Raw genomic sequence first — 18,827 nt, forward strand, 5'->3', positions numbered from 1 at the left:
TTTTGTGTGCAATCCAATCATTGGCACGCCCGCTTCGGGCTTGCGCAGGTGCCGCCGTCATGCAGCCGATGCTGCCCGCTTCTCCCAGTGGTCTACGCCTGCGAATCCGGGGCCGCCGTCGTCTGGATGCACTTTGCGACCGAAGCCATCGTGAAGATCCAGCCCGCGCTGAAACCATTTCGCGATCGGGTCGTCGTCCTCGAGCACCTTGAAGTCGGTGGCGAGACGCCCCCACTGGAATGCCGCAAGTACGATGTAGTCGGCGTGGCCGGGGGCCTCGCCAGCGAGCCACGGTTGTTTGTTGAGCGTCAGGCGAATCGGATGGATGGCCTTCCTGAACGCGTGCACCGTCTGATCTCTCGTGGCCTGTGCCTCCTCCAAGGTGCACCCAAGCATCACTTCTCGGGTCTGACGGAAGTACGGGCGATCATGGGAACTCATCCGGTCGAATACGTCCCTCGATACGAGACGCAACATGGTCGGGTGAATCACTTTGTCGGTGAAGCACTCCACGAAGCGCGCTGCGCCCTGCCCTAGCGGACACCCCAGGAGAGGTGCGCGATCGGGAAAGCGCTCGTCCAGAAACACCGCGATGTCCCAGCTGTCCTCGACGAACGCATCGCCGACTTGGATGACCGGAACCGTGCGGCGCGGGCCGCCAAGCTCACCGATGTCCGGAAAACCAATCTGAACGGATTTGATGGAGAGCCCCTTGTGCTGCAGTCCCCAGCGCGTGCGCCAGCAAAACGGACTGAAACGGGTGTCGTCCGCGGCGGCCAACTCGTAAAGGATGGCTTCCGCGCTCATGCCCTCACCTCGTCCTCGAGCAGCAAGCCACCTTGGCGTGCAAGCGCAAGAATTCGCTGCGACGATCGAAGCACCGGCTTTTGCAGCATCAGGCCGTTGAGCACAGCTAGCCCGCTTGAACCGCTCTCCTTGAAGGCCGCAACAGCTTGTTCGGCGAGAGCGACTTCTTCCGCGCTTGGCGTGAAATATTCATGGACGACAGAAACTTGCGTTGGATGAATGCATGCCTTGCCGGTGAAACCGAGCTCGGCCGCGTGCTCCGCCGCAACCCGAAGTCCATCCATGTCCTCCAGATTGATGTGCGGCACATCCATCGCGTCCAGTTCGAAGGCGGCAGCGGCATGAGCCATCCGGGAGCGAGCGTATAGCAGCGCTTGGGAAGTGCGCTTGCAGCGCAGGTCCGCAGAAAGATCCACTTCGCCGAACAGCAGACACGCCATGCGCGGACTTGCGCCCGCTATATCGAACACGTCCTCCAAGCCCTGGTTGGTTTCGAGCGTCACATAGAACTTGATGGAAGCTGCACGACCCTGCAGAAGTTCATCGAGAAGCTTTACCTCGGCGGCCGACCGTACCTTGGTCATCATCACGGCTTCGGGAACGTCCGCGAGACTGGCGATTGCCTCGACATCGCGCAAGCCGTGCGTCGTGTCCAGCGAGTTGATTCGGAGCACCCGCTCGCAGCCGGATGGATTCGGCTCGGCGAACAGGGGCAACGTCAAGTTGCGGGCATCGTCCTTGTGACTGACCGCAACCGCATCCTCCAAATCGATGCATACGACGTCCGCGCCCGAAGCGAGTGCCTTGCGAGCGCGATCGGGGCGCAGGCCCGGGACAAACAGCATGCTGCGACGCGGAATGGAATGAGGGGCGTTTTCCATAAAGTCTCCTTGTAAGTTTGAACGACAAGGTCGACTTTAAGAACGAGCGGCATGTTGGTACAGTGACAGATGGATGAGTAAATTACTGGTACAGTTGATGCGACTTGCTTGCCACACGTGAGGGCGTATGACGCGGTACATGGAAATCGTCGAGGAAATGGCCAACTTGATTGCCGATGGCTCCCTACGCCCTGGTGACCCTCTGCCCTCGGTGCGAACGGCCGCCGCGCAACGCAAGATCAGCAAAGGCACTGTCGTGCAGGCGTATTCCGTGCTGGAGAATCGCCGGCTGATCGAAGCCCGACCACAATCCGGATTCTATGTGCGCGCCCGAGGTCCGATATCGACACAGCTCCCTCGTGTTGGCCTGACTCGGCCGAGCGTCGTTCGCTCCGATCCGCGCGAACGAATGAGAGAAACGCTTGGCGATCTGGTCGGTGCGCGGGTAACGTCGCTCGGATCATCCTTCGCCGACCCTTCACTCTTTCCAATGCAGAGCCTGAACAAGGCGCTGAGCGCCGCCAGTCGACAAAGCAGCTATGGCGACACGTTGGTGGATCTACAACTAGGGCTGCCAGCATTGAGGCGGGCCATCGCAAAGCGCTACCTTGAGATGGGCTACGTTGTGCCCATGGACGAAATCGTCATTACTTGCGGCGGCATGGAGGCAATTAGCTTGTCGCTACAGGCTGTCGCGCATCCGGGCGATCTGGTTCTGATCGATTCGCCGATGTTCTTCTCGGGTTTGCAATTGCTCAAGCAACTAGGCCTTAACGCGCTTGAGATGCCCACCGATCCGCAAGACGGGTTGGACTTGGGCGTGCTGGATCGAACGCTTTCGCGTCACAAGGTGGCGGCGTGCCTGCTAATGACGAACTGTCAGAATCCGTTGGGCTTCACCATGCCGGAGGCAAAGAAGCGCGAATTGGTAAAATTGCTTTTGCGCCACGGTGTGCCGCTTGTGGAGAACGACGTGTACGCTGAGTTGCAGTTTGATTTGCTGAAGAGCCGCGCCGCCAAGGCTTTCGACGCAAACGGCATGGTTCTGCACTGCGGCTCGTTCACCAAATGCCTTGCGCCAGGGTTCAAGATTGGCTGGGTAGCGGCGGGTCGCTTCCGCGAAGCTATCGCAAACCGAAAGTTCGCCACGACGTTGGGCACATCGGTTCCCCCACAAGCCGCTATTGCCCACTATCTGCTTCATAATGCCTATGACAGACACTTGCGGAATCTCCGGCAACAGTTGCAGGAGCGCGTGAACCAGATGTCGGGCGCGATTGCCAGCCACTTTCCCAGCGAGACCCGTCTTTCGCGACCGGCCGGAGGCTTCGTCCTCTGGATCCAACTGCCGGAGGCGGTCGATTCGTTCAAGCTCTTCGAATTCGCGGCGAACCGTGACATCGGCATTGCTCCCGGCCCGATTTTTTCCGCGCGCCGGAGATATCGAAACTTCATCCGACTCAATTGCAGTCACGCGTGGTCGGCGTCGCTCGACGAAGCCCTCCAGTGGTTGGGGCGAAGTGCCATCGACATGTGCGTGTAAAGGCAGACCTAAAGCGCTGCGAGCATACGCGTTGAGCGATCAGCGGATCGTTCGCGCCCCGCTCCCCCCGGCTGAGCCGGCTCAATCTTTGGCAAGCTCCAGGAAGCCGGCGATATAGGCGACGCTCTCCTCGCCCTTGCGGACGCCGAGATTGATGCTCTTCCGTATCCCCCGCTTCCCCAACTGGACAGTCCGAATCGGCAGATCGGCGCCCTCCTCCCGAACGAGCCAGTCGGGCAATACCGAAACGCCTCGATTGGCTGCCACCAGTCGCAGCATCAAGTCTGTCGTCTCCGCCGTCCTGTGTCGCTTGGGGCGGCACTGAGCCGGTATCAGAAACTGTGTGAAGATGTCGAGCCGCTCGATACCCACCGGCACCGTAATCAGTACTTCGTCTTGGAGATCTTGGGGGGAGATCCAGTTACGGCCGGCCAGCGGATGCTCCTCATGAACAACCAAGACGAGGTCGTAGTCAATGGCGGGCACGAATATGAGGTCAGGCATATTCACCGGGTCGGGCGTTACGAGCAGGTCGATCTCGTGCCCAAGAAGTGCCGCCACCCCATCGAAGCGAAATGCTGTTCTCACGTTGAAATCGACGTCCGGCCACGCGGACAGGTATTGCGTGGTTTTTCGCATGAGCCAGCGCTGACACGGATGGCACTCCATGCCGACGCGCAATAGCCCTCGCCGCCCGATGGCAAAATCGGCCAGCACCCTCTCACCAAGATCAAGCTGCGGGAGCAATCGCTCCGCCAGATCAAGCAGATATTCGCCAGCTTGCGTGAACCGGAGCCCCCGCCCCTGCTTGATCCAGATCTTTACCTGGTATTGCTCTTCGATGCGTCGTACGGTATGCGACAGTGCGGACTGGGTCACGTTCAGCCGTTCGGCGGCAGCCGTCACGCTCCCCATGCGATTAACCTCTCTGAGAATGGCAAGAAACTGACGGTCGAGCATTCATGCCTCCGTGTCATTGATTTATGAAATTTTACCATTTCTGTTCATAGTTTGTCGATGCTACTCTCCGTTCGAGATCCACCGAAGTGGAGGGTCACCGGACAAAAATGCAGGAGCTACGACATGACACAATCCACCGCCGTCTTGAAGGCGTCCATGGCAAGCAATGACAGCACCTCGATCTTCGATGAGGTCGTCGATCGAAAGAACTCCAACTCCATGAAGTGGGCATATGCAGCCCAGCTTCTCGCTGCGGATGAAGCGGCAGCGGACCCGCTTCCAATGTGGGTAGCCGACACGGACTTCAAGGCACCGTCGGCAGTTCTGGATGCCCTTCATGAGGCGGTTGACCACGGGGTCTTCGGATATCCCGGCGGCGCTACCAACAGCTATGTCAATGCCGTTATCGAGTGGCAGCGGAAGCGTTTCGGATGGGACGTGCAGAAGGACTGGGTGCTGCAATCCGCAGGCATTATTACCACGCTCAAAACCGCGATTCAGGCGTTTTCGGCACCGGGTGACTCGATCCTGATTCAGCCGCCGGTGTACGCGCACTTCCACAACGATGTGCTGCTCAACGGCCGTCACCTCGCGTTCGCGCCGCTTGAGCGCACGGACGACGGGTATCGCTTCAATGAGAAGACCTTTGAAGCCAGCATCCGCAGCAATACCAAGCTGTTCATCCTGAGTCACCCGCACAACCCGACCGGGAACATCTGGTCCGAAGACGAGCTCCGTGCCATGGGTGAGATTTGCCTGCGACACGGCATTATCGTTATTTCCGACGAGATTCACGAAGATCTCATCTTGAATCCGGCGAAGAAGCACATTCCGTTTGCGTCGCTGAGCCCCGAATTTGCTCACAACAGCATCACGTGCACGGCGCCGAGCAAGACGTTCAACCTGCCCGGGCTGCAGAGCGCCAACTTGTTTGTGCCTAACCGTCAGCTCCGCGCGGAGCTCGCGCGTCAGTACGATCGCAACATGTTCCCGCTGGTCAATGTCCTCGGCATGGTGGCCGCCGAAGCTGCCTACACTCACGGTGAGCCATGGCTCGAGGACATGCTCGTCTACCTGCGTCAAAACCACAAGCATTTTGCCGATTCGGTTAACAACGCCACGAGCAAGATCAAGGTACTGCCGACCGAGTCCCTCTATCTCGCCTGGATGGATTGTCGCGAGCTGGGTATGAACGCAGAGGAGCTTAATCGATTCATGCTGACGAAGGCTCGTCTCTGGTTGGACAAGGGGCAGAAGTTCGGTCTGGAGGGACACGGCTATATGCGCGTCAATCTGGGGTGCCCGCGTTCGACCGTGGATGAAGCCATCCAGCGTCTGCTGAGCTCAATCTCCGAGCTGTAACCGACAAACGGAGGGGGAAATCCCGTCAGGCAACAAATCAGTCAAATAAAGCCTTCCCCTCCGTCCTATAGCTTTTACCGTAGATCGAAGGAACTCAGCGCCCCCAGCAAGCGCCAGATCGACACACCCAAATAACCAGCGAGTTCGTCACTAAAACCAGACCCTTCGCCATTCAATGGGCGCAAAAGGACGGGATCGCTGCGCCCGCAGTTTTTCAAATAAGAAAAACTGACGAACAAAAGAAATAGAAAGCTCTGGTTGTTGAGAAGCGAATTTTCATCTAACACGTGCACCAAGACCCAGCAGGAGTTGAGACATGAATGAGAACAACCACAATCATGGTTATGAGAAAGAAGATCTGAAGAGAGATCTCAGCAGCAGACACATTCAAATGATTGCCATCGGAGGGTCCATCGGTACCGGCCTCTTCTACGGCTCCTCGTGGGCGATCAAGACTGCGGGTCCAGCGATTTTGCTCACGTACCTTATCGCGGCCGTGGCCATCTACTTCATCATGAGGGCGCTCGGCGAGATGGCGGTCGCGGAGCCTGTATCGGGATCGTACGTTTCCTACTCAAATCGATACATCCATCGCTTCGCCGGCTTCCTTAACGGCTGGAATGCGTTCATCTTCCTTTTGGCCGGCAGCGCCGCTGAGCTCAACGCCTTGGGACATTACGCACAATTCTGGTTTCCCCACCTCCCGATCTGGGTCACGGCATTGACGGCCGTTTCCGTAATGTTCGCGGTCAACATGATTGGTGTGAGATTCTACGGAGAAGCCGAGTTTTGGTTTTCGATCATCAAGGTCGCCGCGATCGTCGCCATGATCATTTTTGGCCTCTCGATGATCTTTTTCGGCATCGGCAATAACGGCACCCCCGTCGGATTTCATAACCTGACGGATCATGGCGGGTTCTTCCCCAAGGGATTAACTGGCACGGTACTGTCTATCGTGATGGTCGCCTTTGCCTTCGGCGGCGTCGAGAATCTCGGGCTTGCTGCCGGGGAGGCGAAGGATGTGAAGACCACCATGCCGAAGGCCGTCAACGCCACCTTCTGGCGTCTCGCGATCTTCTACATCGGTGCCATCGCAGTTCTGGTAACAATCTTCCCGTGGACCGCACTGACAACCAAAGGGAGTCCCTTTGTGGAGGTCTTCAGCCGAATCGGCATTCCGGCCTCAGCATCGATCATGAACTTGGTGGTCACTACTGCAGTGTTGTCGGCAGTCAACTCCTCCGTCTTTGCCAACAGTCGAACCTTCTACAACCTGGCTCTGCAGAAGAATGCACCTGCCTTCCTCGGGACGGTCAATCGTCGAAACGTTCCGTCTCGCGCTGTTATGCTGGTGTTTATTGCAATGTTCGCCGGTGTGCTCCTGAACTTCCTGATTCCCGAGAAAGCATTTGAACTCTTCTCGTCGGTGACGGTGTTCGGCTTGGTGTGCGCTTGGACGTCCATTGTCCTCAGTCATCTGAAATTCCGAAAGATCAAGATCAAGAACAACGAGGTGGATAGTCTTACGTACAAGATGCCGTTCTTCCCTTACGCAAACTATATTGTTCTCGTTTTCGTGGCCGTAGTGATGGTGTGCATTGCGGCGCTTCCGGATATGCGCATGTCCCTCGTCGTCTCGGGCGTGTGGGTAGCGGTCGTGTCTGTTGCTTATCGCTTCTACATCAGAAATGAGAAGCTGGCCGATCTCAAAGCCAGCACCGAACTCCAACCTCAAAAGAGCCTCTGAAACGAGAGCGCAGTAGTTACTGACCGCTCCCCGCGAGACTTCCCTACACGTTTCGTCCCCCCAGCCGTGCACGCAAGGCTCGGGGGACGAGATGATTCAGGTGGAAATTTTCTTTTTTGCTCTGCAATCTTGCCTCGCGGGTGCCAAACAAGCTCGTTCTTCGCGACACGCATTACACGCAACCACGAACCCACTGCCACAATCCATACTACGCACGATGATAGGGGGCTGCGCGACGAGAAGGATGAGCCTCTGCGAAAAGATTCCGCAGTTTCGGCAAATGCCGCCGGCGTGTACGCGGTGGTTATCGGGAAACCGATCGCGGTGGAATCGTACGAGAACGCGAATACCGAGATCAGCCTGGCTGCGCCCAAGTAGGCGACGGCAGGCAACCTCCGGAATGCGCCGCCGGAAGCTATGGGAGCGGCAACTTACCGCCGCTCCTTTCTTCGGCCGTGATTATGCCCTCGACGTGACGTAAGCAATGGCCTCAATCTCGACGAGAACGTCCTTCGGCAAGCGCGCAACCTCGACGGTCGATCTGGCTGGTGCGTTTTCCCCGAAGTACGAGGCGTACACCTTGTTCATCTCGGCGAACTGCCCGAGATCCTTGACGAAAACGGTCGTCTTGACGACCGAATCGAGCGATGCACCACCTGCAGCGAGTACTGCGGCGACATTTTTCAGGCTCTGGTGCGTCTGCGCCCCGATACCAACAGGAACCTCACCCGTGTCCGGCGCCACGGGCAGTTGCCCCGAGCAAAACACGAGGCCGCTGAGTCCAACGCCTTGCGAATAAGGTCCAATGGCGGCCGGAGCATTGTCAGTCTTGATAGTCGTGTGGGTCATATCCATCCTCTTCGTGAAATCTGGTGCGACCTCGAGGCGGACTGCCAGGCATCGCGCATACCGTCCCCTCAAGGTTCGATTAGGCGTTTAGCCCGTATTGCGCAGGCCGGCTGCGATGCCGTTGATCGACAGGTGAATGCCGCGACGCGCGCGCTCGTCCGATGCGCCAGCACGGTGACGGCGCAGCAGCTCGACCTGCAAGTGGTTGAGTGGATCGAGATACGGGAAGCGGTTCTTGATCGAGCGGGCGAGCAACGGGTTATCGGCCAGTCTCTCGGTATTCCCGGTGATCTGAGCGAGCGCCTGCGTGGTGGCTTCCCACTCGCGCACGATGCGGTCGAACACGGTGCGACGCAGCGTCTCGTCCGGCACGAGCTCGGCGTAGCGTGAGGCCACGGCGAGGTCGGTCTTCGAGAGCACCATGTCCATGTTCGACAGCAGGTTCGCGAAGAACGGCCACTGACGATGCATGCGTTGCAGCATGTCCAGGCGGGTCTGGCGCTCGGCGTCCGTCGCCGCGCCTTCCAGATAACCCGCCACGGCACTGCCGAAGCCGAACCAGCCGGTGAGCAGCAGGCGGCACTGGCCCCACGAGAAGCCCCACGGAATCGCGCGCAGGTCTTCGATGCGACGGTTCTTCGGGTCGGAGAACTTTCGCGACGCCGGACGCGAGCCGATGTTCAGCTCGGCGATCTCGGCGATCGGTGTGGCTGCGAAGAAGTAATCGGCAAAGCCCTGGGTTTCGTACACCAGCCCGCGATACGACGCAAAAGCGTTGTCCGAGAGTTGCTGCATCACGTCTTCGAAGGCGGGCAGGTCGTCCGGTTGATTACGACTCGGCAGCAGCGTGGCTTCGAGCGTGGCCGCGACGATCGCCTCGAGATTGCGTCGACCGATCTCCGGGTTTGCGAACTTGCTGGAGATGATTTCACCTTGCTCCGTCAAACGGATCTGGCCCTTCACGGTGCCCGGTGGCTGCGACAGGATGGTCTGATACGTCGGGCCACCGCCGCGACCGACGGTGCCGCCGCGGCCGTGGAAGAGGCGCAGGCGCACGCCGCGCTCGTCGAACAGGCGCACGAGTGCCAGTTCGGCCATGTACAGCTCCCAGTTCGACGTCAGGAAACCGCCGTCCTTGTTACTGTCCGAATAGCCGAGCATGACTTCCTGCTCGCCGCCCTGCGCGGTGATTACCCCAGCCATTCCGGGGATGTCGAACAGTTCGCGCATGATGGCCGGGGCGTTGCGCAAGTCGGCAATCGTCTCGAACAGCGGGATCACCATCACGCCGATGCGTGCATCGCTACCAGCCGTCCCGAGCGCGCCCTGCATCAGGCCAGTTTCCTTCTGCAGCAGCATCACTTCGACCAGATCGCTGACGGTCTCCGTGTGCGAAATGATGTAGTTGCGGACAGCGCGCGAACCAAAGCGGGCGCGGATCTCGCGGGCGGCTTCGAACACGGCGAGCTCGTCGCGCGTGCGTTGCGTGTAATCGAGGTACGGTGAGAACAGTTGGCGCGGGCTCTGTAGTTCGCGCGTGAGAATCGTGAGCTTTTCTGCTTCCGAGAGGTTCGAATAGTTCTGAACCACGCCTGCCTTGGAAAATAGCTCCTCGATCACGGCTTCGTGGATATCCGAACTCTGGCGCAGATCGACGCTGGCAAGATGGAAGCCGAACACCTCAGCCGCGCGCACCAACGGTCCAAGGCGTTGCGAGACCAGCGCTGTGCCGTGATGCGCCACGAGCGATGCGACAACGGTATTCAGATCGGAGACGAATTCGCTCGCGTCCAGATAGGCGTTGGCGTCGCCAACCGCGCCGCGATGCGGCACGTGGCCGACCCATTCGCGAGCGGCTGCGGCGAGTCGGGAATACACGCCGATCAGCGCGCGGCGATACGGCTCGTCAGTACGGTGCGGCGAGTCGTCGGGCGAGCGGCGAGCCAGCGTGAGCAGGGCGTCGCTGGCGCCGGCGAGCAGTTGCGAGACTGACAGCTCAGCGCCCAGCAAGTGCACCTGTTCCAGATAGAAAGCGAAGATTTCTGTGGCCTGACGCGTGATGGCCAGTTTCAGCGTCTCGGCACTGACGTTCGGGTTGCCATCGCGATCGCCGCCGATCCAGCTACCCATCTGCAAGAAGCGGCCCAAGGCTTGGGGCTTCACGTCGGGCACGGCCTCGGCCAGCTCGGCGCTGACATCAGCATACAGCGCCGGGATCTCCGTCAAGAACGTGCTGCGGTAGTACGACAGCGCGTTCTCGATCTCATCGGCCACGGTCAGGCGCGAACTGCGAAGCATACGTGTCTGCCAGAGCGTGGTGACATGGGCCCGCATCGCCCCGGTATTGCGGGATCGCTCACGCGCAGTGAGCGCAACGTCGCGCTCAGCGAGCAGGTGGGCGATCTTGCGCTGCGCATCGAGAATGCTCTTTCGCTGCACTTCGGTAGGGTGTGCCGTCAGCACCGGCACGATCTGGGCGCTGGAGAAGAACGCCTGAAGGTCTGTGGTGCAATTGCCGCGCTTCTTGATCACTCGCGACAACGCGCAGGCAAGACTGCCAGGCTGGGGTCCGCTCCCCGCAACGGCGTGTACACGACGACGCCGGTTGTGGTGACGGTCCTCGGCGATGTTGGCCAGATGTGAGAAATAGCTGAATGCGCGCACCACGGAGATCGCTTGCTCGCTGGGCATGTCCGTCAGCAGTGTGTCGAGCGCATCAGAGGCATTGTTGTCGCCTTCGCGGCGAAAACGCACGGCGTGCTGGCGAATGGTTTCGACAAGCTGATAAGCATCGTCGCCCTGTTGTTCGCGCAATACGTCGCCAAGCAGGCGGCCCAGAAAGCGGATGTCGTCACGCAGTGGGGCGTCTTTATCTTCCTGGTCCTGTGCCTGGCGATGAAGTACGCTTTGGTCGTCTCCTGCCAGGGCGCGTACAGTGTCCGTCCCGATGGGGGCGATCTTGTTCATTCCAAACCTGGACTGGTTGACCGCGAGTAGCGCCAGATAACGTCCCATCAATCTCCCCTTATTCCCTGCGCATGCGTTGCCGGGATCACGGCCTTGACGCTGCGGTTCTGAGAAGCGATCTGGCGGCAAACATTGGCGGTCGCGTTGAACGTCAATTGTGAAAAGCAGTCAGCAATTGTTGGATGTTTAGGCCCCTGCGACAAACAAGTTATTCTTTTGTCGCGAGATAGAAAAGATCACTCGCCTTTTCACGGCGATCTGCATGACCGCTTCGCAGCGGGCGGGCAAACTCCACATATGCATCGGCAGGTCCTGAGCGTTGATTCACAGTTCCCGGGTTCGCAAAGACGATCGAGATTAAGTTTCCCGGCTTAAAGAAAAGCTTTCTTGAAAGCTGAACGGGATGCGATGGAATATATGGACGCGGTGAAACGTTCGCAGAGATGACGTTGACGATTCCGTTGCGAGACCGCTCGCTTTTACCGCTGCGCACTTCCGCGGACCGCACCGAATTGGCAGCGTTTGTGAGCGCGTTGTCGTGCGCGGCTGCACCAACGTTGTCTGCAGTAGCAAATGCCGCATCCGAGTTCGGCGTGGTTGACGCCACGGATGCTTCGTTCCAATAGCCACACTTCCAAACCTCATCCATGAACCATCGCTTCCCGAAAATCAGTCTTTACGTCGCGGCCTCTTCGCTCGCCGCTGTGCTTTGCATGACGGCGCATGCCGCCGAAGTGATCCACGTGTACGGGCCCGGCGGCCCCGCCCCCGTCATGAAGGAGGCCGCCAAGGTGTTCAGTGAGACGCACCACGTGGACGTCAACGTGGTGGCCGGCCCCACGCCGAAGTGGGTCGATCAGGCCAAGCAGGACGCCGACGTCATCTATAGCGGCGCGGAAAACATGATGAGCGACTTCGCGCGCGCATTGCCCGGTTCGTTCGATCTGGCAAGTGCGGAACCGCTCTATCTACGTCCGGCAGCCATTCTGGTGCGCCCCGGCAACCCGAAGAAGATCATGGGCTTCAAGGATTTGTTGAAGCCGGGAGTCAAGGTGATGGCTGTGGCGGGCGCCGGCCAAGTGGGGCTTTGGGAAGACGTCGCGGGCCGAACCGGGGATATCGCAACGTTGAGCGCCTTCCGCAAGAATCTGAAGCTCCCGGAAGCCGCGAACAGCGCTGTCGCCCTCGCGGACTGGACCCAAGACAAAAGCATTGACGCCTGGCTAATCTGGAACATTTGGCAAGTCGCCAATCCCGACGCGGCTCAAGTCGTGAATATCGAGGAGCCGTACCGCGTTTATCGTGATGCGGGCGTCGTTCTTACCAAGAAGGGCACTGCGCGGGCTGAAGCTCAGGATTTCGTGACATTCCTCAAATCGAAAGCTGGCGCGGCCATTTTCGCAAAATGGGGATGGGACGGTCGGTAACCGCGTCGCCGACTGACAGAGCGTCCTGCCGCTCAAGGCAGGACGCTCGCGACGCCCTAATCATCTATTGCCTCAGGTCGCGCCCGATCAGTGCGACGATCGCACTTCAACGCCATCAGTGCTCGGCAACCTGAGGCTGGCCACAAGACCGACGTCGTCCTTGCCCGGCCCCAATTCGAAGGATCCTCCGTAACGTCGCGCGATCGCGTCGACAATCGAAAGGCCCATACCGCTCCCTGTCGTCGCTGCGCCGGGCTTGCGCCAGAACCGTTGCAACGCCAAAAGGCATTCGTCCTCGGTCAGTCCGGGGCCTTCGTCCTTTACGGTGAGCACCACATGGCTGTCGCCGTCGCAAACGACCGAGATCACGATCGGCGACTCTCCCGGTGCGTACCGAAGGGCGTTCTCCAGCAAATTTCGCAGCGCGATCACCAGCATCGTGCTCGGCACCGCAACCCGCGCCGACTCCTGGGCATCGAACTGAAGTACCACGCGCGAACTGGCCGCAGGTAACACGGAGATTTCGTCGATGGTCGTACGCACGGACTCACCGACGGCCGATGACGCCGGGCCAGACTGGCATTCGCTATTTTCAAGACGGGCGAGTATCAAGAGCTGCTCCAATGTGTAGTGGAGTCGGCGCACCCCTTCGTCGGCGCTGTCCAGTGCCTGTCGTGCAGCCTCTCTGTCAGGGTGGGTGCACGACAAGATTCGCAGCACCTGCAGATGCGTTTTCACTCCAGTTAGCGGTGTTCGAAGTTCGTGAGCCGCGTCGTCGACGAACCGGCGTTCCCGATCCACCATGGACTTCACCATGCCGAGCATATGGTTCATCGTATCCGTCAACGGTTTGAGCTCGGCCGGCACCGGGCCCATCTCGATCGGACCGCTCTCGGCCGGCCCCATGGATGCCAGCCTGCGTCGCACGCGCTCCAGCGGGTGAAGTCCCTTGGAGATACCCCACCAAAGCACAGCGATGCTACCAAGCAAGGCAAATGCAAACGGCAATGCGACGGCGAGCGTGATGTCGCGGGACAGCGTCTCCCGGTTATCCAGCAAGTCCGCCGTCGCGATCCGATAGCCACCATCGACCAGCACGTACGTTCGCCAGTAACGTCCACCGTGTCGGATCGTTTCGTACCCCGGCGCCAAACCACTCAGTTCTGGAGAGCCCTTGGTTTTGGCCAGATCCACTGTGACCTGCCCGCGCACCTGACTGACTTCGCATTCGAGTCCATCGCGACCGATGATGGTCAGGGGCTGGTATTTGTCGTCCGTATAGGGCGCATCGATCTTCATCTGCTTGACCAGACCCGCGACCATGCGCGCGGACGCCACCAGACGCTGATCCAAGGCCGTCGACATTTCGGTATGAATGTCGACCAGCATCCACATCGCCACTACCGACCAGATCAGAACCAGTGAGCCGCCGATCAGCAGGACCAGCCGTGTCCTCAAACTCATGGCGCCGGGCTTCCCAGCTTGTATCCGATGCCACGCACGGTTTCGACGATCTGTTGACCGAGTTTCCGCCGCAAGTGGTGGATGTGGACGTTCAGCGCGTTGCTCTCGACGCCGTCCGAGAAGCCGTAGACGCTGCCATGGAGCTGGTCGGTCGTGAGGACACGCGACGGGTTCAGCATCAGGGCTTCGAGCACGGCCAGTTCCCGGCGAGACATCGGCACGTGGCTGCCATCGAGGAACACCTCTCGCGTGGTCGTTTCCAGCACGACGCGTCCGTGGGTCAGCTTGTCGGACGACCATCCACTCGTGCGGCGCACGATCGCGTACAACCGGGCGATCAGTTCGTCGAGCTCAAACGGCTTCAGTAGATAGTCGTCCGCGCCCAATCGCAGGCCGTTCACCCGGTGTTCCAGCGCGGCTCGTGCGGTCAGGATCAGCACGGGCAGTCGAACGCCGCAGTTTCGCCACTTGACCAGCAAGTCCACGCCATCGCTGTCCGGAAGGCCCAGATCCAAGATGCACGCGTCAAAATCGCCCGCCGACGCCGCAAGCGACGCCTGAGCGGCCGAGCTGACCGCGTCAACGGTCAAGCCGTGGACCCGCAAACCCGCCACGATGCCGGCGGAAACCAGCATATCGTCTTCTACTAACAAGACTCGCACCCTTGAGCCTCCTTCATTAATGCACTTGCCTTACGGCCGGACGACGGAATCCACGCGATACGCCATGCGTTGAAAAAGACGGACGCGCTACTTGCCAGCATGGCCAGCGCCGCGGAAAACGGCGTCACACCGATGTCGAACAGAAACACGACAACCGCGACGTTATAGATGATCGAGAACGCAAGATTCTGGCGAACGATCTGGGTGACGCGCCTAGTGGCCAGATAGCCATCAAGCACGCCGCGCAGTCCCTGTCGCGTAACCACGAGTCCCGCGGCCGCCACCACGGAGCCCGTCGCCGACGGCACGGCAATCCCGCAGGCCGCAGCGGCGATCACTAGCGAATCGTTGACGCCGTCGCCGACGAACGACACCTTGCGCGGCTCGGCCCTCAGTATCTCAGCCTTCCCTTCTGGCGAACACTCTGCTTCGATGCGATCGAAGACAAAGCCGATCTCCTCGACAAACTTCGTAGTGGCAATCCGGGAATCGCCGCTGATCAGCCACACGTCACGACCTTCCGCCCGAAAGTGCTCGAGAATCTCCTTCGCATCCGGACGGATTTCGTCGCGAAGTGTAATACTGCCGATCCATTCGCCATTGCGGGCGACATGGATGGTGCCCGGTACATACGGGTCGTTTGGCAGTTGGCCGATGTGGGAGCGCACCATCCACGCCCTCGCCCCTACCAGCACGCTTCCGCCCCAGTCGTCGAGGAAGCTTACGCCTTGTCGGTGTCGGGTAACGCTCTCGGGGTTGGCCGCGGGAGACGATATCAGGCGATCCCGCCCCTCCCGTTGCAGCGCCAGCGCGATCGGGTGATTGATGCCATACTCGGCCTGACACGCCAGAAGCAACAGCGCGTCTTCACTCCAGCCGGCCGCGCACTGAATGCCATGCAGTCGGAACTCGCCAGTCGTCAGAGTGCCCGACTTGTCGAACGCGATGACTGACGACTTGGCGAAATTCTCGACACTCGCCGGATCGCGCCACAAGGTTCCCTGCCTGGCGGCCTGTCGTCTGCCTAGCGCATAGGCCAGCGGCATCGCCAGTCCAACGGCACACGGGCAGGCCGCGACCAGAAGACTGATGGCGTAAAGCGCAGACGTGCCGGGAGGATTGTCGTCCCACCAAAATTTGAAAAAAGCCATTACGGCCGCGACGACGACGACCGGCAGCAACCACCGCACGAAAACGTCAGCGGTGGTCGACAACGATGCACGCGCCCCGAAAAGCTCGACCATTCGCAAGCCCAACTTGTCGATCCGGCGCTCGCCGAACCAGCTCTCGACATTGACCCGGAGGGGAGAGCTCAGATTGATCTCTCCAGCCAACACCGTGTCGCCGGTCCCTACCGACAGTGGCGACGACTCGCCCGTGACCAGTGAGCGGTCCAAATAGCTCGTCCCGAGAACGATACGACCGTCCACAGGCACCCGCTCGCCGGCTGCTACGAGGACGGTATCCCCTTTCATGACCTTGGAGAGCAGCACCTGCTCGGTTTCACTGTCGCCCTTGATGCGGTTGGCGATTTCCGGCGTCAGTTGCATTACCGCCTCGACGGCCGCCCGGCCCTCCTGACGCGCTCGGATATCGATCAAGCGGCCGATCAGCAGGAAGGTGATCAGCATGGTGGTCGCATCGATGTAGATATCCGCATGCCCTCCCAACAAATTCCACGCAGAGGCAAGCAGCGATCCAGCGACGCCAATGGTAACCATCGCATCCATGCCGGCTACCCCGACGCGAAGCGTCTTGATCGCAGCCCGATAGAAATCGAGCCCCGAGTACCCGACGACCGGCAGGCTGACCAGCAGCGACGCCCAGCCAATCGTCACCCCGAGACGATCCGTCACCAGCGTCTGGTCCAGATAGAGCACCCAGGCGCCGAGCATGCTCCACATGCCGAAGAGCACGGCAACCGCCAACTGGCACCTGATCCGTTGCGCCTGACGTGCCAAGGCCGCTTCCACCTCGCCGCTACGACTGACGGGTGTCAGGGTGTAGCCCAGACGGGTGACCCGGTCGACGATCTGTTCGAAGTCGACAATGTCCGGCTCCCAGACAAGCAGCGCAGTACCGGATGTGAAATTGACGACCGCCGACGTAATGCCGTCGGCGCGCGCGACGGCCCGTTGCATGGCCATGGCGCAACTTGCACACCACATCCCGTCGACGGACAGCACCATGCGGCCCGCAAGACGGGCACTCTCCATGGTGTCAACCAGGTCCGACGGGGAACCCGATTGAGTCTCACTCGTCACGTTCAGCTCCCGGTCCCGACCAGATGGCCATCGATGACCTTCCCGTAGTAACTGTCTTCGCCAGCATGGTATTTCTTCGCCGCTTCTTCGACGGTACCGGTCTGACGCGTGTCCTTCGGGCGCTCCTGACTATTGATGTAGGCAGCGACGTCCCAGGCCTCCTGGTCGGTCAGCGAATACGGTTTGCCAAACGGCATGTTTGCCTTGATAAAGCCGGCGGCCGTGTCGATGCGGGCCATGCCCGCACCCCAGTTATAGGAATCCTTGCCCCACAGCGGCGGGAACTTGACCTTGCCGGCGTCGTCACGCGTGCCTTGCCCGTTGATGCCGTGGCACAGCGCACAGTTCTGCCCGTACACGGCAAGTCCGTGCTTCAGGTCGTAACCATCCGCGGGCTTCTCCATATGCGGGTACAGGGCGCCACGCAGCTTCTCGCCAGCCGGTGCCCCGTCGGCCAGCCATGCCATGTACGTGACGAGATCCCGGTAGACCTGACTGCCCGCTTCGGGTGGCTTGCCTGTCGAGGAGCCCTGGGCGTTCATGGAGTACGTGAAGCAGCCCTTGATGCGGTCCTCGAGCGTGCTGACCGATCCCGTCTTCTTGCGGAACGCCGGATACGCACCGTAGGCGGCCCACATCGGCGCCGAGTTCTCACGTCGACCACCGTCCAGGTGGCAGTTCGCACAGGCAAGTGCATTACCCACGTGATCTTTGACGTAAAGGCCCGGGTTCATGAAGATTCCCTTGCCGCGGCGGATGGCATCGCCGTACGGCCCCGGCGGGATATCCGCATCGGACGGCGGAATGTAATAGCCATCCTCGCCGATGGGTGTGCGAGGCTGCGTCTTGCCATCGTCCTTGCGGCTGAGCTTGCGATCGGCCTCCATCTGGGCGCGCGAATACACGGGCACAGCGGGGGCAGTTGTCGGCTTGCCGCCGACTTGAGCGTACAGGTTCTTGAACAGGGGCGTTCGATAGACACCATACCCGACGGCAAACAGAATCAGGCCGAGGCCGATTGCCGACGCAAGCCTTCGGCCGGTTGGGGTGCGCTTTGCGCCATCGTGAGGATCGTTCATCGCGTTCCTTGTCTCTATGTATGTTCGCAACGCGTCACTTCAGTGACCCGAAGTAATTGGCCGCGTCCCAGACCTCTTCGTCGGTCATGCGCGAAGCGATGTCGTCCATCAACGATTGCGGGGAATTCTTCCGACGTCCGTCGCGCCAGGCGATCAATTGACTGGCGATGTAGTCAGGTTGCTGCCCGGCCAAGCGCGGGAAGGTGCCGACAACGCCCTCTCCAGACTGTCCGTGGCAAGTCGCGCATGCAGGGACGTTGCGCTTCCAGTCGCCGTTCTCGTTCAGATGGCGGCCACGCTCAACTGCGCTCGAACTCACCCACGGCGTAGCGTTGCCGGTAGGCAACGCCGCGTAGTACTTTGCCACTCGGTCGATGTCTTCCTCGGACAAGGACCTGGCGACGTACTGCATGGACTCGTTAGAGCGAAAGCCATGCGCGAAGTCGCGCAGTTGCTTGGCGATGTACGGTTCTTCCAGCCCGGCGATGCGGGGTGTCACACCTGCGCCTTGACCCTGCGCGCCATGGCAGGAGGCACAACTCCACACTTGCGGGGTACCGGTGGTGACGATCACGGGGGCATTGGGGTCCACAGCCGCCTCTGGCTGCGGGGTTGCCTGACGGGCATCGCTGCTGATGGTCGGCGCGGTTGGCTGCTTGGGGGCCAGATCACCGAAATAGCTCAGAGCGCCCCACACGATCAACGCCACGAAGATTGCCAGCAGCAGCAGCGGGATCGGCCGCGACGGCTCCCACGGCTCGAACGTGGCATTGACCTCTTCAACGCGGGGATCCTGAATTTTCCTCTCATTCATG

15 protein-coding genes are annotated in these 18,827 nt (G+C 60.2%); 4 read left to right on the forward strand and 11 right to left on the reverse strand.

The window, feature by feature from the left end; genetic code table 11:
• Nucleotides 1-57 precede the first annotated feature (57 nt).
• Both PTE30175_RS12260 and PTE30175_RS12265 read right to left on the reverse strand, forming a co-directional pair.
• Complete coding sequence (locus PTE30175_RS12260) at nucleotides 58-807, reverse strand: glutathione S-transferase N-terminal domain-containing protein (protein ID WP_150697342.1); 750 nt, start codon at nucleotides 805-807, stop codon at nucleotides 58-60.
• Complete coding sequence (locus PTE30175_RS12265; protein ID WP_150697343.1) at nucleotides 804-1,688, reverse strand: HpcH/HpaI aldolase/citrate lyase family protein; 885 nt, start codon at nucleotides 1,686-1,688, stop codon at nucleotides 804-806. The genes PTE30175_RS12260 and PTE30175_RS12265 overlap by 4 nt, the downstream gene beginning before the upstream one ends.
• Before the next feature lie 139 nt (nucleotides 1,689-1,827).
• Between PTE30175_RS12265 and PTE30175_RS12270 the strand changes: the two genes are divergently transcribed.
• Nucleotides 1,828-3,231 carry an aminotransferase-like domain-containing protein gene (locus PTE30175_RS12270; RefSeq protein WP_191629016.1) on the forward strand — a complete coding sequence of 468 codons (1,404 nt, stop codon included), beginning with the start codon at nucleotides 1,828-1,830 and terminating at the stop codon, nucleotides 3,229-3,231.
• 81 nt (nucleotides 3,232-3,312) lie between these two features.
• Here PTE30175_RS12270 and PTE30175_RS12275 read toward each other — a convergent pair whose 3' ends face one another.
• Nucleotides 3,313-4,191, reverse strand: coding sequence for a LysR family transcriptional regulator (locus tag PTE30175_RS12275; RefSeq protein WP_150697345.1), 879 nt, complete (start codon nucleotides 4,189-4,191; stop codon nucleotides 3,313-3,315).
• 123 nt (nucleotides 4,192-4,314) lie between these two features.
• Here PTE30175_RS12275 and PTE30175_RS12280 point away from each other — a divergent pair, with 123 nt between their 5' ends.
• Both PTE30175_RS12280 and PTE30175_RS12285 read left to right on the forward strand, forming a co-directional pair.
• A complete protein-coding gene (locus PTE30175_RS12280) occupies nucleotides 4,315-5,553 on the forward strand; it encodes a MalY/PatB family protein (RefSeq protein ID WP_150697346.1) in 1,239 nt (412 codons plus the stop codon).
• A gap of 316 nt (nucleotides 5,554-5,869) precedes the next feature.
• A complete protein-coding gene (locus tag PTE30175_RS12285) occupies nucleotides 5,870-7,300 on the forward strand; it encodes an amino acid permease (protein ID WP_150697347.1) in 1,431 nt (476 codons plus the stop codon).
• Nucleotides 7,301-7,759: 459 nt separating this feature from the next.
• Here the strand turns inward: PTE30175_RS12285 and PTE30175_RS12290 are convergent, their stop codons facing one another.
• From PTE30175_RS12290 to PTE30175_RS12300, 3 genes are all read right to left on the reverse strand, one after another.
• A complete protein-coding gene (locus PTE30175_RS12290; RefSeq protein ID WP_150697348.1) occupies nucleotides 7,760-8,149 on the reverse strand; it encodes a Rid family detoxifying hydrolase in 390 nt (129 codons plus the stop codon).
• A gap of 87 nt (nucleotides 8,150-8,236) precedes the next feature.
• A complete protein-coding gene (gene ppc, locus PTE30175_RS12295; RefSeq protein ID WP_224788739.1) occupies nucleotides 8,237-11,164 on the reverse strand; it encodes a phosphoenolpyruvate carboxylase in 2,928 nt (975 codons plus the stop codon).
• 160 nt (nucleotides 11,165-11,324) lie between these two features.
• Nucleotides 11,325-11,765 carry a hypothetical protein gene (locus PTE30175_RS12300; RefSeq protein ID WP_150697349.1) on the reverse strand — a complete coding sequence of 147 codons (441 nt, stop codon included), beginning with the start codon at nucleotides 11,763-11,765 and terminating at the stop codon, nucleotides 11,325-11,327.
• Between PTE30175_RS12300 and PTE30175_RS12305 the strand changes: the two genes are divergently transcribed.
• Nucleotides 11,764-12,543, forward strand: coding sequence for an extracellular solute-binding protein (locus PTE30175_RS12305; protein WP_150697350.1), 780 nt, complete (start codon nucleotides 11,764-11,766; stop codon nucleotides 12,541-12,543). The genes PTE30175_RS12300 and PTE30175_RS12305 overlap by 2 nt on opposite strands.
• Nucleotides 12,544-12,630: 87 nt before the next feature.
• On the opposite strand, the gene PTE30175_RS12310 is transcribed toward PTE30175_RS12305, so the two are convergent.
• From PTE30175_RS12310 to PTE30175_RS12330, 5 genes are read right to left on the reverse strand one after another with little or no spacing between them, the layout of a single operon-like run.
• Entirely contained in the window at nucleotides 12,631-14,007 is a 1,377-nt protein-coding gene (locus PTE30175_RS12310; RefSeq protein ID WP_150697351.1) for an ATP-binding protein, read from the reverse strand.
• A complete protein-coding gene (locus tag PTE30175_RS12315; protein WP_338044440.1) occupies nucleotides 14,004-14,642 on the reverse strand; it encodes a winged helix-turn-helix domain-containing protein in 639 nt (212 codons plus the stop codon). The genes PTE30175_RS12310 and PTE30175_RS12315 overlap by 4 nt, the downstream gene beginning before the upstream one ends.
• An 11-nt stretch (nucleotides 14,643-14,653) precedes the next feature.
• On the reverse strand, nucleotides 14,654-16,933 hold the full coding sequence (locus tag PTE30175_RS12320; protein ID WP_224788740.1) for a heavy metal translocating P-type ATPase: 2,280 nt from the start codon (nucleotides 16,931-16,933) through the stop codon (nucleotides 14,654-14,656).
• 2 nt (nucleotides 16,934-16,935) lie between these two features.
• Entirely contained in the window at nucleotides 16,936-18,012 is a 1,077-nt protein-coding gene (locus PTE30175_RS12325) for a c-type cytochrome (RefSeq protein ID WP_150697353.1), read from the reverse strand.
• Between the two features lie 34 nt (nucleotides 18,013-18,046).
• Nucleotides 18,047-18,826: a c-type cytochrome gene (locus PTE30175_RS12330; protein WP_150697354.1), complete on the reverse strand. Its 780-nt coding sequence runs from the start codon at nucleotides 18,824-18,826 to the stop codon at nucleotides 18,047-18,049.
• Between the last annotated feature and the right edge of the window lies 1 nt (nucleotide 18,827).

The sequence above is a fragment of the Pandoraea terrae genome (genome assembly GCF_902459695.1).
Taxonomy (GTDB): Bacteria; Pseudomonadota; Gammaproteobacteria; order Burkholderiales; family Burkholderiaceae; genus Pandoraea; species Pandoraea terrae.

Bases quoted from the DNA above. Each gene is read 5' to 3' on its own strand.
- PTE30175_RS12260 (WP_150697342.1), bottom strand. From the start codon at position 807: ATGAGCGCGGAAGCCATCCTTTACGAGTTGGCCGCCGCGGACGACACC.
- PTE30175_RS12265 (WP_150697343.1), bottom strand. From the start codon at position 1,688: ATGGAAAACGCCCCTCATTCCATTCCGCGTCGCAGCATGCTGTTTGTC.
- PTE30175_RS12270 (WP_191629016.1), top strand. From the start codon at position 1,828: ATGGAAATCGTCGAGGAAATGGCCAACTTGATTGCCGATGGCTCCCTA.
- PTE30175_RS12275 (WP_150697345.1), bottom strand. From the start codon at position 4,191: ATGCTCGACCGTCAGTTTCTTGCCATTCTCAGAGAGGTTAATCGCATG.
- PTE30175_RS12280 (WP_150697346.1), top strand. From the start codon at position 4,315: ATGACACAATCCACCGCCGTCTTGAAGGCGTCCATGGCAAGCAATGAC.
- PTE30175_RS12285 (WP_150697347.1), top strand. From the start codon at position 5,870: ATGAATGAGAACAACCACAATCATGGTTATGAGAAAGAAGATCTGAAG.
- PTE30175_RS12290 (WP_150697348.1), bottom strand. From the start codon at position 8,149: ATGACCCACACGACTATCAAGACTGACAATGCTCCGGCCGCCATTGGA.
- ppc (WP_224788739.1), bottom strand. From the start codon at position 11,164: ATGGGACGTTATCTGGCGCTACTCGCGGTCAACCAGTCCAGGTTTGGA.
- PTE30175_RS12305 (WP_150697350.1), top strand. From the start codon at position 11,764: ATGAACCATCGCTTCCCGAAAATCAGTCTTTACGTCGCGGCCTCTTCG.
- PTE30175_RS12300 (WP_150697349.1), bottom strand. From the start codon at position 11,765: ATGGATGAGGTTTGGAAGTGTGGCTATTGGAACGAAGCATCCGTGGCG.
- PTE30175_RS12310 (WP_150697351.1), bottom strand. From the start codon at position 14,007: ATGAGTTTGAGGACACGGCTGGTCCTGCTGATCGGCGGCTCACTGGTT.
- PTE30175_RS12315 (WP_338044440.1), bottom strand. From the start codon at position 14,642: ATGCTGGTTTCCGCCGGCATCGTGGCGGGTTTGCGGGTCCACGGCTTG.
- PTE30175_RS12325 (WP_150697353.1), bottom strand. From the start codon at position 18,012: ATGAACGATCCTCACGATGGCGCAAAGCGCACCCCAACCGGCCGAAGG.
- PTE30175_RS12330 (WP_150697354.1), bottom strand. From the start codon at position 18,826: ATGAATGAGAGGAAAATTCAGGATCCCCGCGTTGAAGAGGTCAATGCC.